Here is a 14,108-nt window from a genome sequence, read left to right on the forward strand (position 1 = left end):
GAGGTCTGCCATGAAGAATGCAAAGAGTACCGGTGCTAAAGATACGAGCGTGCGAGTCGCCGGGGTCAAGTTCCGGACACCGGTGGGTGTGGGATCAGTTGGCGGGCCGCCGATGCAGCGGGAACGCCTGACCCTTGACCTCTATGCGTCCATATTTCTCAAACACATTGCCGCCGGCGCCGGGTTTATTTGTCTACCGAGCACCATCCATGTGCCTGATGCACTCCTCTCTGACCTCCAGAAAAGAGCCAAACCGCTCATCCCGCCCAAAGCATCGAAGCGCCCTGCGATCTTTCTTAAGGCCGGCCAGAAAGATTCCATTTATTCGCTCGCACCGAGCGGCAACACCCCTCAGATTTCAGCCGGTATCTTCAAAAACAGCACGTCAATGCTCATCGAGAAACTAAAAGAGCTAAAACCAAAAGACATACCGCTCATCGCAAATGTGAGTGGCCTGGGTTTTTATGCGGAGACCTTCGTGGCAGGCGCTAAAGCCCACGAGGAGGCGGGTGTGGACCTTATCGAACTCAATCTCAGCTCTCCGGCTACCGTTCAAGCCACTCTTGAAGAAGGGGTCGCGTCCTATTTTGAAAAGGATTTTCCGCTTGCCCCTCCGGGGCTCTTTCTTGGCGATCAGCCTGACCTTGTGGAGAGGGTGACGCGGGAGGTGTCAAGGGCCGTCGGCATTCCGGTGGGCGTCAAAATTAGCGCGGAGACAGGTTTCCCTCGCGTGATCGAGCTCGCGAGAAGGATACGTGACGCAGGGGGTAAGTTCATCACCTGCAGTAATTTCAGCTTGACCGTGGTCCCCCCCGATATCTATAACAGGGGAGAAGCCATGTGGCCGCATCTGACAGACGGCCCCATGGCAACCATAGGAGGCGAATGGCTGCGGCCGCTCGTGTATAAACAGATCGCGAGTGTCGCCCGTTTTGCCCCCGGGATTCAAATCATAGGCTGCGGAGGTATGAGTAAGCCTGAGCACGTAGTAGAATCGATCATGCTCGGCGCCACCGCTGTTCAGACGGTGACCCCCGTGCTCATGCAGGGGAGAAACCTGATCAAAAGGGATGTCCGCTTCCTTGAGAAGTATATGGAGGATCAGGCCTATACCACACCCGAGGATTTTAGAGGCCTGGCGTTAAGCCACATCAAACCCGCAAAGACGCTTCACTCGACCTACGACGAGCGTCGCGTGCTCGCGAAAGTTGACACAAAGAAGTGCAAGGGATGCGGTATCTGCTCTGATAGTATCTGTCTCGCCATTGCTGTTGAGAACAAAAAGGCACGGGTTGACGTCAATATGTGCTCGGGATGCGGTATGTGTGTGGCTGTCTGTCCCTACGAGGCAGTAAAGCTGCAGTGAAGTTTTCCGTTTGTAGACGCTTAAGCTTCCGTGTTAGAATGCACCTGTTATGAAGCGTGCGCAGAGACTAAATAGAGAACCTTTCCCCGTACACCGACTCAAACGGGTGGATCGGCCAACCACGATCATCCACGATGAAGAAGTGAAGCCCGTGAGCGAGATGGACGCCGGCTTCATGAAGGCACGGCGCGGGATCTACGGGCCGGGGCTAAAGCGTGAAGTCGCTCGATTTGTCGGTAAACACCCATTATCCGGGGCCGAGCGCTGGATGATGAACCGCATGAGGGAGTTCGTGGACGGCATGGTGGCCGGACAAAAAGCCCCGATCCCTGACGACCCTGCGATACTCTCCCGCCATATCAAGAATGCGGCGTACTTCTTACGGGCCGATCTCGTAGGTATATGCGCGCTGCCACGCTACGCAGTCTACAGCGAGAGCTTCGACTGGACGGGAAAGATTGAAGAGGGCATACCGGTCAATCTTACCCATAAGAATGCGATCGCTATCCTGATCGACCAGGACGGGCCCACCTCAGAAGCTTTTACAGGAAACGACTGGATCAGCAATTCCATGAGCATGCTTGCCTACTCCACATCCGGATTCGTGGCAATGACGCTCGCGGAATATATCCGGCGGCTCGGTTATCCCGCGAGGGCCCACTTCGCCGTCAACTATCAGGTTGTCCTGCCGCCGATCCTCCTCTGGGCTGGGCTCGGCGAGATGAGCCGGATCGGCGACTGCGTGGTAAACCCGTTCCTCGGTCCCCGCTTCAAGGCCGCTATCGTAACCACGGATTTGCCGTTATTGCCCGACAAGCCCATCGATTTCGGTTTGCAGGACTTCTGTTCCAAATGCAAGAAATGTGCGCGTGAGTGTCCCTCCGGGGCTCTACCCCACGGCGGCAAGGTCATGTATAACGGATACGAAAAGTGGCCTGTCAACGTTGAGGCGTGTACAAAGATGAGGGTCGGCAATCCCAGGGGATCCGGGTGCGGTACCTGCTTCAAGGTCTGTCCGTGGAACAAACCGTACACACCGTTCCATCGGGCTGTGGGCTGGGCCATGCGAAAATCGGCGTTTGCCCGTACGCTCGCGATCATGGGTGATGACCTCTTCGGATACGGCAGACCGGATTACTCGAAGAAGTGGTGGTTCGACCTTGAAGACGTGCACGGCGACGGAGTCCTTACCGTTCCCCCCGAGCCAGACGGAAAATAAGAACCGCAAGCCCCTTAATCCTTCTTCCCTTTCAATCTGTGCTATATTTTGTATGATACTATGACGGGACCTGATATATGAAAAGAAAGGTGATGGAACAATCGGTGCTTCTCGTAAGCATCGTAAAATGGATCGTTCTTGCCTCCTGCACCGGCATCCTCGTCGGAGCATCGACCGCGGTCTTTCTCAAGCTGTTAAACGGCGGCATCTGGCTCACATCCCGACTTCCCTATTTTTTCCTGCTCATGCCTTTTGCGTTTTTGGCGAGCACATTGCTCGTCAAGTATCTGGCTCCGGATGCGCGCGGTCATGGCACCGAGAAGATTATCGAGGCCGTGCATCGCAGATCAGGCAAGATCAAACTCGCTGTGGTTCCTGTTAAACTTCTGGCGACCGTGGTTACCATAGCGTGCGGCGGCTCTGCGGGTAAGGAAGGACCTGCTGCGCAGATAGGCGCCGCCCTCTGTTCAGGATTCGCCGATCTGTTCAGGTTTGATAACAAAGACCGGAAGAAACTCGTTATATGCGGCATCAGCGCCGGCTTTGCCACAGTTTTCGGAACCCCGATAGCGGGGGCCATATTCGGCGTGGAGGTGCTTTACGTGGGCGGTCTGCTCTATGATGTGCTCCTCCCGTCTTTCATCGCGGGCATGGTCGGATACCATGTATCTTCGTTGATGGGGACAACCTATTTCCATCACCCGCTTTCTTTCGTTCCCAGCTTCACGAGCCTTTTCTTTCTTAAAGTCTGCCTGGGCGGTATTTTTTTCGGTCTTTGCTCCATTCTTCTCATCGAATCACTGACATACTTTGGCAAAATTGCTCGGGCGATCAAAGTCCGTGAAGAATGGAAAGCGTTCGCTGCCGGGGTTGTTCTTATTCTGCTTACACTCGTATTTTCCACTCAATATCTCGGTCTGGGGCTCGATACGATTGAGCAAGCCCTTCAGGGCCATAATCCACCCTGGTACGCCTTCATTCTCAAGGTCATTTTTACATCAATTACGCTCGGCTTCGGCGGCAGCGGCGGCATCATCACGCCGATCTTTTTCGTCGGGTCTACCGCCGGCAACCTTTTTGGTCAGATACCCGGATTCGGTTCCGCTATTTTCGCTGCCATAGGTATGGTGAGTCTCATCGCCGGGGCCGCCAACACGCCCATTGCGGCAAGTATAATGGCGGTAGAGTTCTTCGGTCCGCAGGTCGCCCCTTTTGCGGCAGTTTCCTGTGTGATCAGTTTTCTCATGACCGGACACCGCAGCGTGTATCCGAGCCAGATACTATCCATGTCGAAATCGTCCTCTCTATCGGTCGAACCCGGTAAAGAGATGAGACAAATAGATGGTGTACAATACGAAGAACGAGAGAAAAGCCTCACGGGTATTATTCTCAAAGGGATCAGGAAAATAACGGGAAACCGATGAACGTAATCGGGATCAGTCGAATAGTCGAATGGTCAAATCGTCAAATCGTGCAGTAGTCGATTGAATACTTTCCATTGGCAACGCCAATCGTGATGTTAGGCGGGATAGGGTGGACGCGGCTAAACGGGATAGGGCGGCCACCATGCCGCGGAAGAGGCACATCTTTGCTAATTTGGAGCGTTACCGGTAATTTTCCTATTTTCAACGCGTTATTGCAAATATTATTTGCTGCGACAAGCTGTGAGTGTACATCGATATATCTTAATGACTTGACTTCCGCTGTCTCTCTGTTTTACCGTTCTCATATGCAAAAAGTCCCCGTAGTTTACTCGGATACTTTCCTCACAGACTACCAGACTGTGGACTGTGAGTGCCCCGACAGGGTAACTGAAATTTATTATGACATCGAAAAGATGGCCGATTTTATCGCACCTCAACCGTGTGAGGAGTCGGAGCTTACCCTCTGTCATACGGAGAGGCTCATCGAGATCGTAAAGAAGTCTGATGCACACAGCGCTGCTAGCCTCGCCGCGGGCGGAGCAATCACGGCTGCAGAAATAGCGTCGGTGAGGCCGTCTTTTGCGCTTATCAGGCCACCGGGCCATCATGCCGGGCGCGACTTCAACGGCGGTTTCTGCTTCTTCAACAACATGGCCATTGCCGTAATGAAACTCTTGAACGACGGACGCGCCGAAAGGGTTCTTATCATAGACATCGACCTCCACTACGGCAACGGCACTGAGGACATTGTGCACGGAGATAAGCGCATCTCATTCTGGAATATCGACGCGGCCACGCGGGATGAGTTCTTCCGGGACCTTGAGAGGGCGGTGAGGACCGCTACCGATTTCGATATGGTCGGCTGCTCGGCGGGATTCGACACATACGTGAAAGATTGGGGCGGTCTCCTTACCACTGAAGATTTCAGGCGCATCGGCGGCATGATAGCTTCATCGAATCGTCGGTTCTTTTCAATCCTGGAAGGAGGGTATTACATTCCTGACCTGGGCAGGAATGTGAAGGCATATCTGGAAGGCATTGAGGCAGGCTAAGCTCCGACCACTCTGGCCGTCAACGCGCGTCCGCAACATGAAGTGATATGGATATGTTCGACCGCTGGTTTGTGTCTGATAGAAAAGGGGGTGACGAGGGATGTTCAAGGTAAAATGTACGTTGATTGCCTTTGACGGGGACGTGGAGAATTTCCCATGCCATTTCCACTACAAGATAGGCGATGAGATAACCTACGACGGCGTTTATTTTACGGGCAGGATCTGCCAGGGTCTCTTTCCCACTATGTTTCCCGTTGTCCACAACGTCCATCTCATGGGTAATCGGTACTCTGAGGGGATTGCCTTCAAGTACCGGGCCTCCGATGTGGCGGACCCCGAGATGGCCAAGTATGACGGCGCAGGCTTCTCGCCGAGAAAGACCCTGCCTGAGAAACTGCTGCCCTCCATGCTCACGCTTCATCCGTTGCTCACGAAAAAGAAGATCAGGGGTGGGCGCTTCGCATGCCTCGATACGAGGACCCTGGCACAGTTCTTGTGCGAGGCCGTTGACATAAGCGACTCCGACTACTGTCAACCCTTCTACAGGAGGGCTATTTCGATCCTGGACCGTATAGTTGCTCAGCCGGGGATCAATGCGGCCGGGTTATTTGAAATGTTTTCTCCGTTTGAGCGGGAGGAAATATCGCCGGTGCTCACCATGCCTTTTCTTCAGGTGATGCTCAACGGCCTTGAAGATGTAGGCTACGTAGAGTTAAGCGGTGACGGCTCCGTCTTGGCTACGGGTAAAGAGCCTCCGAGCCGGCCGAAGATAGGGTAGGGAAACGCATCGGGCGCGGGTTGAATGGCCGAATGGTCGAATGGGGAAATAGGAATCGTGAAATGGAGGATCGTGAAACGTGAATCGGGGAAGGGAGCTTCAGGTGTGCCTTGACACGACGAGTTCTCGTTGCTATCATGGTCGGATGAGAACTTTTATCCCCTCCAAGCTTAAATACCTGTTTCTGTTTGTCGCTCTAAATCTTACGGCGCTTTGCGTTCCTGGGTTTTGCTCGGCGCCTACCGTTGGCGTCACCATGCTGCCGGCGCTCGGACCTCAGTCAGGGCCACTCACTGTCTGGTATCCGAGCCAAGCAGTGGAAACCGAGCGCACCATGGGGCCCTTTGTCCTCAAAGGCGCCTGGGACGGTGAGCCCGTTCAGGGCAACAGGGGACTCGTGATCCTGTCTCACGGGACGGGTGGCTCGGGTGAGACTTACTATGATCTGGCCCGCGTGCTCGTGGCAGAGGGGTTCGTAGTAGCAGCGCCGGAACATGTGGGCGATAACTGGCGTGACCACACGAAAGGCGGTCCCGCCTCGTGGAGAGGCCGGCCGGCCGAGGTGTCGCAGGCCATTGACCATGTGCAGAGTGAGGCGCGCTTTGCAGCTCTTCTCGATAAAGGAAACGTAGGCGTCTTCGGCATGTCGGCCGGAGGGCTCACCGCGCTCGAATTCTCCGGTGCTACCTGGAGCCTTGCCCGTCTCGTGACCCATTGCGCTCTCCACCTTGAGGAGGATATCCGTTTCTGCGCGTTCGGGGAGGTGAGGGCAGCGGGTGGAAGAGGCCTCGATGAGCAGACGATTAAGCGTCTTAAAACACAATTAGCGACGGGCGCCCAATCGGGCATGGTGGACGCAACGGAATACAGTTATGAGGATAAAAGAGTCAAAGCTGTGGTTGCCGCTGTCCCGGCTTCTGCCCTCATCGATCCGGCAAGCTTGCGCACACCACGGGTGCCCACAGCGCTGATAGCAGCCGACATGGACCAGGAACTTGCACCCAAGTGGCACGTGCTTGCCATCGAGATGGCGTGCACTACCTGTGTTGTCCTCGCCACACTTGAACACGGAGGCCACATGTCCATCCTCTCCCCCATGCCGCAAGGTATCGCCCATGATCTTGGCCCGTGGGCCGAAGATCCTCCGGGATTTGACCGTAAGGTCCTCACTCGCGTCTACAAGGATATCGCTTTATTCTTCCGGAGCCACATTTTAGGCAAAGACGAGGCCGCGCCCGGCAAAATTTGAAATTTGAAATCTCAAATTTGAGATTGCCCGCGCGAGACGCGGGCCAAGGGCCAGGAAACGGGAAAATGGTTGAATGGGGAAATAGGAATCGTGAAACGGAAGGATCGTGAACCGTGAATCGGGAGAAAGGAAAGAACATGGTGTCTCACCCCTTACCGTCTCCCGATCCCCGAGCCACGTTTATTGATACACAATCAATCACCATTTGACCGCCTCACGAATCCCCGTCGGTAATAATGCGCCGTATGCGAGTTACGCGCGGAATACCTGGGAGAGTTTCATAAGCAGACCAAGGTCTCCTTCCACCTTGTACTTGCCGGACATAAACGCCACTTGCCCGGAGAGCTCTCCGTTTGAAATGGCCAGCCAGACCTCTGCAGGGGACTTGATAATCACATCAGGTTTGGGTGCGGGTCCATCCACGTAGGTGCAGGTCCTATCCGATATGACGAGGTGGGCCGTGAACACCTCGGATCCCGTAATATCGAACTGATAGACGGCCTTCATGTCGCCCGCGGCCTCTCTGTTGAACCCCTGGGGCATGTTCCTGATCAGCTCTCTGCAGCTTATGCTGTGAGCAGGTTTTGTTGCTTCCGCAGGCTTCTCTTTTTTTTGTCTGGTTTGGGCCGCCTCTTGCGCCACCATCTGTTTTATCCACTCTTTTCGCATCTCATCGTTCACGACCTGTTTGGTGAAGGTCTGCCCCACAAATGCCTCAAAACCCGCGTAGAGTCCTGAGTCCTGCCAGTAGCGGTAATCGTCACGCATGAACTCTTTTTCGCGGCTCACGAGATCCCCCATGAAGAGATAATTGGTGAGCATGTTATCTGTGACGGGATACGACCGTTTGTCCTTGATGGCGCGTGCGAGATCGCGTGCCAGATCACGTGCCCGCGCCTCTACCGCTTCTTTTCCCAGAAAGCCGCCGGGGCCTACCGCAATGGAAGTGAGGGCACCCACGGAAAAGGCCCCATAGGTCCCGAGTACGCCGGAAAGATAGGCAGCTGTGGCAGTTTCACCCTTGCCGGCGGAGACACTCACGGCGAGTCCCGGTTTCCAGGTGGTCCGCGGCTTGTGACCGAATGCCAAAGACCGGTCAAGAAAGACCTTCATCTGGGCCGTCACGTGTCCGAAATAGACGGGGGATGCGAGAATCAGACCATGCGCTTCAAGCAGTGTGGCAACAATCGAGGCGTGATCGTCATTGCGCCAGCACCGTCCTTTCTCGAGACAGACCCCGCAACCCACGCAGAACTCGATTCTTTTCTGTGCGAGGAAAATTTCCTCGGTGGCTATTCCCTCTGTTTTGAGGGCTTGTGCAACCATCTGAGTCATCTGGCTCGTGTTGCCTATAGCGCCGTGAGGGGTGCCATTGATTATTACTACTTTGTAGTTGTCTTCCATGGTTTGCTCCTTTTGTGATTCGGATTTGGCTTGAACGGCAACATCTCGCGCGGCGCCGGCTTGAGACATTTGCGCTGGACTGATGCCGATCTTTCTTTGATAGTATGCCGGATACCGTTTGTTTACCTGCACACCGATACCAAGCTGGATCAAGGCGGGTAAGAGTATTTGAAAAGCCACGGCCATGATTGCGTTTCGTTGAAGTTGGAAGAGAACGGGGATTGCCCCGACAACGAGGGAAGCGGCAAATAGCCCGCACCAGATCCATGACATGTTTCTATTGATCTTCTTGAATAGCTCGGTCTTCCACAGGATTTCGGGTGTGGTTTTACGCGCGAAATACTCGGTGAAATAAGTCCCTCCCGCAAGAGGCGGGACGATTGCTACTGCAAGGAAACACGCATACAGGAGGCTCGCGGGTAGTGTGCCTAAAACGCGCATAGACTCACCAGGGGCTAACCAGAGACCGGCCGCGTTCAGCACAAAGTAGACCAAGTAAGCCTTGACAACAGGGGATGCCCCTCTTTGTCCCGCCACAATAGCGCCTATAATAATGAGGGCTGCGAGGCTTGCGAGTTTCACTGATGCGAGTTGAACGTGAGATGAACATATGAGCAGGGTGTAAACGGCTATAATTACATGGGGTAAACTACCTGATAAACGTTTCATGAGAGAAGCTCCTTGTCTTTAAGACTCTTGGCCGCCGATACGCGGCGCTGAAAAGTATGGTCGAGCACGTAGTTGCGTAACAGTCTGGCGCCGTGCGTGAGCTCTGCGGTAACGCGCGCATCCTCTTCGTCTGGAAGGTGGCTGGTAAGACGCTCACGCAGGCGCATCATGTGGTCGCTTAGGTCCCTGGCGGCTCTCACGAAGAACGTAAGGTCCCTTGCCTTGATCCCTCTCTTGAGGGCAGCGGCCAGCGCCCGACCGGCTTCTATGTCGTCAGGCCTGTAAGAGCCGTCCGCCCACGGTAAAATGAGGTTAGCCGCAAGAAGCTCGGAGAGCTCTTCGCGAGTAAGGCCGGTTGCCCTCAGGTATTCCTTTTCGTCTACGCTTACGGCCTCTTCCGCCCCGAAGATGACCGCATCCAGCTCCACCAGATGGGTGATGTCTTTACCTTCATCGCTCAACCGAAGGAGTTTCTTGATCCTGTCAAGAGGGAACGAGTAACGCCCCTGCATCCTTTTGATGAATTTTGCCCGTTCTATGCAGGCCGGATTATAGTAGGCCATGTTCCGCCCCGTCCTTGTCGGTTCCGGCAAGAGACCCTGCGCCACGTAGTGGAGAATTGTCGATTTAGGTAGACCCGTTGCCTCGGTCAAATCTTTCATTCTCAGGGTATCTCTGCTGGTTTTCTTTATCATTTGCGCTGCCTCCTTAACCGTCTGGGGACATTATAACACCGATTATATCAAGTGTCAAGTGTTACTTTACACTTATTATACCAAAGGTCTCTTTTGTGCCTGGAATGAGCAGCAGGATTATTTACTATTAAGAAGAGCTAAAGAGATTGCCCGTGTGGGCATCTTGGGACGTGCTTTACGGATGCCGTTTAAGCGCCCGTGGAGACGTCCCGAATTTCTACCTGAATCGGAAGATATGACACCTCACCATTCTGCCACGATATAGTCGGTTGGCTCCTTATAGTCGTAGTATTGCCACCGCTCGATTCTTCGCACCTCAACGATGTTCATATTCCGCTGGATGTTTCTGCTCAAACTGTTTGATACCCGTGCGTGCAAACTTATTCTTGAAATGTCTCTTTGTTTCAATTCTTCTTTGAGACACGAGAGCATCTTACTGAAGGCCCCTTTTTTCCGATACGCCTGAAGGACTGCCACATTTTCAATGTAGTACGCTTGGGAATCCGGCTTCATGAGGGGGTCGGCGTCCTTTAATTCATCCACGGCGATATTGTGAGGGATGGCAAAAAGAAAGCCCACCTCTTTTTCGTCGCTATGCAGCACGACATGAATATTGTCCTCTTTGATGAGCATTTGACTGTAATACTCTTGAGGGTTGCCGCAGGCCCATCCCACAGGATAGACATCTCGACTGATCAAGACGGTAGTCTCCACGATCTTGTCATCGACCGTACGCACAACCTCCGCCTTTAACATGTCCGTCCTTCCACCAGATCTGCGTGTACGGCGAAGCCGCCCTGCCGTAGTTGAAAACCCATCACTATCTCCCTCATCATGATTGGCGCCTTGCCGGACTCTTGAAAGCTAAAACCGAGCTTCTTCTATTTAACTATTTTTGTCGCCTGCGTGCAAACGCAGGTTTTGAAACGAGCATCTCTTCATTTCGTAATGGTGATTTTTTGCAGCCATTCAGACACTTTGTTTTGTGCAACTTTGGCATCCCTTCCCCAAAAGGCAGCGCCATTAAGCACGATCGATTTTGGACAGAGTTTTGAAATATCGGTAACGCTCCGTCCGAGGCCGCTTCCTGCGTGTGTGCAAAATGGTACGATGGTCTTTCCCGACAAATCGTACAGAGACAAGAAGGTTTTCACCGGACCGGGCACGGTGCCCCACCAATTAGGGTATCCTATAAATACCAGATCGTACGATTTGATATTTTCGATCTTTGTCTTCAATTCCGGTTTATAGCCGGAATTGAGCTCCTGCCTTGCCTGTTTTACAACTGCATCGTAGTCATGAGGATAGGGCGCCTTAGCCTCAATCTCAAAAGCATCGCCGCCCACACCCCGGCGGATGTGATCGGCGAATTCACGTGTGTTGCCACTATGGGAAAAATAGGCGACCAGTATCTTCCTGGTTGTGTCAACTTGCATGCTGCTCCTCCCGTATTTTTGCAGTTCCCGGCACGCGCCCGAAAATAGGGTTTATGTCTCTGTCTCCTGCCCGCGCCATGGTTACAAGGACTCTTTCTTTGATGCTTTTACGTATGATCCTTTCTTATCCGGCTTGTTGTTCTTGAAATAGTATAATGCTGAAACAATGCAGGTGGTAGACTAATCCTGCCAAATTATTGCCTGATAGCGCGACTCATTCGATAAAATATTGTACCCCGGGTTCGAGTCTGGTAAAATAAAGGCCGCCGATACGGGATGCGGCGAGGTTGCGACGCCTCGCCGGTAACGCCTCGGTCTAAAACAGGGAGGAAACACTGCAGGTTCTCATCAAGGCTTTTATCAGCGTTGCAATCATTCTTGCCGCCACGGCAATCGGAAAGAGGCTTCCCGCGGCGGCCGGGCTCATAGCCACCATGCCTCTTGCCGGGGCGCTGGTTCTTGTCTGGATATATTTGGAAAACAGGGGCGACCCGCGTATCATGCAAGCGTTTTCCAGGGGCGCGCTCTGGGGAATCCTGCCGAGCATCCTTTTCTATCTTGTAGCGTTCGTCTGCTTCAAAAAGGAGCTTCCACTTCCGATCGTTCTTGTGGCAAGCTTCGGTGTCTGGGCAATAGCCGCATGCATCCATCAACTGATGATCAAATGAAGGAGACCTTACCTGTTTCGCGCTTCAAACGGTCACAAGGAACGAATCACGTAAGCGTTTTTCCCGCTGACTGCCGCAGCTAAAGCCGAAACCATAGAGTGCTGCGAAAGGTGAGAAGCGGCTGCCTGTCATCTTTTCCCACCAAAAAGACGGCCCAGCCCTCTGCACTTTCACCTGAAGATATCTTCTTCCCGAAAAAGGTTGGATCCGGTGGCGCCGCGGACGGGGCATTGTACTCTTTGCCGTCGGAAGAGATGGCTGTAAAGTCTTCCTCACTCAATTCGTATACACAATCCCCTGGTTTTGTCCTTGCATAGAACTCAAGGCGTAGACGGGCAAGAACGTATTCGAAACCGACCTCGGGAGTCTCACGCGCGGGCGGAACTGATTTGATGCGTTTAAGCGCTCCCTCGCCGCGCGCGGTTTCCAGGACAGTGATTTTTACGTCATACGTTTGGTGCGAGTCATACCCGCTCCCGCATGAGATGATATCTGCCAGGGTTACTCCGATTGGCGCGGGATTAACCGGAGAATCGCCCGCCGGCAAGGAAGGGCTTTGAGCGTAAAGGCGGCCGGCTAAAATCGGCACGAGACATATCAAAAATAAGCAAGACAACATCTTCTTTCTCATTTAGCACTTCCTCCGTAGACGGTGCTCTTGGATGCAAAGCACGGGGACAGGAAACCCACTGTGCGTTCCTGCCCCCGCGAACTGTCCGATCATTTCCACTTGTCTACCGATGCACTCGTTATATAATCGAAGTTTCCAACATACCAGACAGGAAGTGTTTCTCCGCCCACTACTATTATGCTGATAGGGTCTTTCAGGATTATGCCGGGAACTTCGTATGGCTTCGGCGGATTATACTTCTTGACCGGAACTATTGTTTCCGGAGGCAGCTTCAACCACGATGCGAAGGGCTCGGTCCCTGATTTGCCTGCCTGGTAATCTTTGGGATAGGTGACCCAATACTCCCAGACCGGTATCATTATGTTGTCCTTGAGCCACTGTTCCAACTGTTCCTTGCTGCCGAAGCCTTCCACGTCTTTCATTCTTTTTGCGGCTGTCGGATCGAGCAGTATGGTTGCCTTCACCGTGCGATACGGCCCGACGGAATTAAAATCCTGTATCATAAACTTTATCAATTCCGAGTACCGGCATTGCTCAACGGGAGGCGAGCAGCGTGAATTGGCAAGCGCGTCACCGTAAATCAGATAATGGCCTGAGAAGACGCTTACAACGCTTTCTTCCGCTTTAAACCCTTTCTGGACATGGAAGGGTTTCCACCCTTCGGGCAGGCTCTGCTCTTTTTCTGGAAAACAAAGATTGTTGTAGTTCAAATTATTTCCGTGACTGCCCATGTAAACGGACCCGGGTGACCCTGCATTACCGAGATTCTTCGAAAGCAATGTCCAGGCTCGTCCGATGACGGCATTGGCCTCATTAAAGGGACCGAGCGCACCTATGCCGGCATTCATGTTGATCTTGTTGCGGATGGGTCCGTTCACGACTACCATTCTTGCGAACGAAGTTGTTGAGGTGAAGATAGCGGGCACCCCTGTTGACGCTATGGCCAGAATTACGGGGAAATGCTCCGGTTTGGCCCCTGCCATTACTGCATTGATGGCGACCTTCTCCACCGTGTAGGACCAGAATTCGCGTACCGAAGAGGCCTGCATCTTGCCTGCCAGTTCATCGGGCCTGTGACTCGTTCCTTTGAGCATGGCCCGTACTCTCTCTTCCGTGGGAAGCACGATGGGAAGTCCATCTGTAAAGCCGTTTGCATAGAAGAGGCGCTGGAGTCTTTCTTCCGTATCCGGACCGATGAGTCTTGAGCGTACCGGTCTCTGTATAAATCCCGTTTTCTTTTCCTCATCTGTCAAGGGTGAGGTAAGCGCAGAGACAAGCTCCTGAACGATGGGCCTACCCGTGACCGGATCATTGCCCGACAAATACTCCCGGCATGTGGCTGCCGGTATATTGGCAATCGGGTGAGGGGTAAAAACGAATCTCTGGCCGGGCATCCCCTTGTCCAGGGCAAAACCCTTTACAACATCTTCAAAGGCGAAAGTCATAACAGGTGCAGTAGGCACCCCCATTTTCTCAAGTTTCCAACAGTGCTCGACGACCGCCGGCGCACAGGTACT

13 protein-coding genes are annotated in these 14,108 nt (G+C 53.4%); 7 read left to right on the forward strand and 6 right to left on the reverse strand.

The genetic code is table 11. From position 1 onward, the window contains the following. Positions 1-10: 10 nt before the first annotated feature. From VMT62_10180 to VMT62_10205, 6 genes are all read left to right on the forward strand, one after another. Positions 11-1,366, forward strand: a complete 1,356-nt coding sequence (locus VMT62_10180; GenBank protein ID HVN96787.1) for a 4Fe-4S binding protein — start codon at positions 11-13, stop codon at positions 1,364-1,366. Positions 1,367-1,415: 49 nt separating this feature from the next. After that, on the forward strand, positions 1,416-2,585 hold the full coding sequence (locus VMT62_10185) for a reductive dehalogenase (protein ID HVN96788.1): 1,170 nt from the start codon (positions 1,416-1,418) through the stop codon (positions 2,583-2,585). Between the two features lie 77 nt (positions 2,586-2,662). After that, positions 2,663-4,009, forward strand: coding sequence for a chloride channel protein (locus VMT62_10190; GenBank protein HVN96789.1), 1,347 nt, complete (start codon positions 2,663-2,665; stop codon positions 4,007-4,009). 305 nt (positions 4,010-4,314) lie between these two features. Then, the gene (locus tag VMT62_10195) at positions 4,315-5,061 is read left to right on the forward strand and encodes a hypothetical protein (GenBank protein ID HVN96790.1); all 747 of its coding nucleotides are present in this window, start codon (positions 4,315-4,317) and stop codon (positions 5,059-5,061) included. A gap of 100 nt (positions 5,062-5,161) precedes the next feature. Then, positions 5,162-5,839 (forward strand): hypothetical protein, encoded by a 678-nt coding sequence (locus tag VMT62_10200; protein ID HVN96791.1) that lies wholly within the window; start codon positions 5,162-5,164, stop codon positions 5,837-5,839. Between the two features lie 145 nt (positions 5,840-5,984). Beyond that, positions 5,985-7,088 (forward strand): alpha/beta hydrolase, encoded by a 1,104-nt coding sequence (locus VMT62_10205; GenBank protein HVN96792.1) that lies wholly within the window; start codon positions 5,985-5,987, stop codon positions 7,086-7,088. 252 nt (positions 7,089-7,340) lie between these two features. Here VMT62_10205 and VMT62_10210 read toward each other — a convergent pair whose 3' ends face one another. The 4 genes from VMT62_10210 to VMT62_10225 all read right to left on the reverse strand — a co-directional run bounded on the left by VMT62_10210 (position 7,341) and on the right by VMT62_10225 (position 11,292). Next, on the reverse strand, positions 7,341-9,161 hold the full coding sequence (locus VMT62_10210) for an NAD(P)H-dependent oxidoreductase (GenBank protein ID HVN96793.1): 1,821 nt from the start codon (positions 9,159-9,161) through the stop codon (positions 7,341-7,343). Next, positions 9,158-9,856 (reverse strand): MerR family transcriptional regulator, encoded by a 699-nt coding sequence (locus VMT62_10215; protein HVN96794.1) that lies wholly within the window; start codon positions 9,854-9,856, stop codon positions 9,158-9,160. Before VMT62_10215 ends, VMT62_10210 begins: the two co-directional genes overlap by 4 nt. A gap of 243 nt (positions 9,857-10,099) precedes the next feature. Further along, on the reverse strand, positions 10,100-10,612 hold the full coding sequence (locus VMT62_10220; GenBank protein HVN96795.1) for a GNAT family N-acetyltransferase: 513 nt from the start codon (positions 10,610-10,612) through the stop codon (positions 10,100-10,102). A 182-nt stretch (positions 10,613-10,794) separates the two neighbouring features. After that, a complete protein-coding gene (locus VMT62_10225) occupies positions 10,795-11,292 on the reverse strand; it encodes a flavodoxin (protein ID HVN96796.1) in 498 nt (165 codons plus the stop codon). Positions 11,293-11,684: 392 nt separating this feature from the next. Here VMT62_10225 and VMT62_10230 point away from each other — a divergent pair, with 392 nt between their 5' ends. Next, positions 11,685-11,960 carry a DUF3147 family protein gene (locus VMT62_10230; GenBank protein ID HVN96797.1) on the forward strand — a complete coding sequence of 92 codons (276 nt, stop codon included), beginning with the start codon at positions 11,685-11,687 and terminating at the stop codon, positions 11,958-11,960. Positions 11,961-12,039: 79 nt separating this feature from the next. On the opposite strand, the gene VMT62_10235 is transcribed toward VMT62_10230, so the two are convergent. Together VMT62_10235 and VMT62_10240 are read right to left on the reverse strand one after the other, a co-directional pair. Next, the gene (locus tag VMT62_10235; GenBank protein HVN96798.1) at positions 12,040-12,591 is read right to left on the reverse strand and encodes a hypothetical protein; all 552 of its coding nucleotides are present in this window, start codon (positions 12,589-12,591) and stop codon (positions 12,040-12,042) included. 89 nt (positions 12,592-12,680) lie between these two features. Further along, complete coding sequence (locus VMT62_10240) at positions 12,681-14,054, reverse strand: UGSC family (seleno)protein (GenBank protein ID HVN96799.1); 1,374 nt, start codon at positions 14,052-14,054, stop codon at positions 12,681-12,683. Between the last annotated feature and the right edge of the window lie 54 nt (positions 14,055-14,108).

The sequence above is a fragment of the Syntrophorhabdaceae bacterium genome (assembly GCA_035541755.1).
Taxonomy (GTDB): domain Bacteria; phylum Desulfobacterota; class Syntrophorhabdia; order Syntrophorhabdales; family Syntrophorhabdaceae; genus PNOF01.

Coding starts and splice junctions, on each gene's coding strand:
- VMT62_10180 (HVN96787.1), top strand. CDS start 11: ATGAAGAATGCAAAGAGTACCGGTGCTAAAGATACGAGCGTGCGAGTC.
- VMT62_10185 (HVN96788.1), top strand. CDS start 1,416: ATGAAGCGTGCGCAGAGACTAAATAGAGAACCTTTCCCCGTACACCGA.
- VMT62_10190 (HVN96789.1), top strand. CDS start 2,663: ATGAAAAGAAAGGTGATGGAACAATCGGTGCTTCTCGTAAGCATCGTA.
- VMT62_10195 (HVN96790.1), top strand. CDS start 4,315: ATGCAAAAAGTCCCCGTAGTTTACTCGGATACTTTCCTCACAGACTAC.
- VMT62_10200 (HVN96791.1), top strand. CDS start 5,162: ATGTTCAAGGTAAAATGTACGTTGATTGCCTTTGACGGGGACGTGGAG.
- VMT62_10205 (HVN96792.1), top strand. CDS start 5,985: ATGAGAACTTTTATCCCCTCCAAGCTTAAATACCTGTTTCTGTTTGTC.
- VMT62_10210 (HVN96793.1), bottom strand. CDS start 9,161: ATGAAACGTTTATCAGGTAGTTTACCCCATGTAATTATAGCCGTTTAC.
- VMT62_10215 (HVN96794.1), bottom strand. CDS start 9,856: ATGATAAAGAAAACCAGCAGAGATACCCTGAGAATGAAAGATTTGACC.
- VMT62_10220 (HVN96795.1), bottom strand. CDS start 10,612: ATGTTAAAGGCGGAGGTTGTGCGTACGGTCGATGACAAGATCGTGGAG.
- VMT62_10225 (HVN96796.1), bottom strand. CDS start 11,292: ATGCAAGTTGACACAACCAGGAAGATACTGGTCGCCTATTTTTCCCAT.
- VMT62_10235 (HVN96798.1), bottom strand. CDS start 12,591: ATGAGAAAGAAGATGTTGTCTTGCTTATTTTTGATATGTCTCGTGCCG.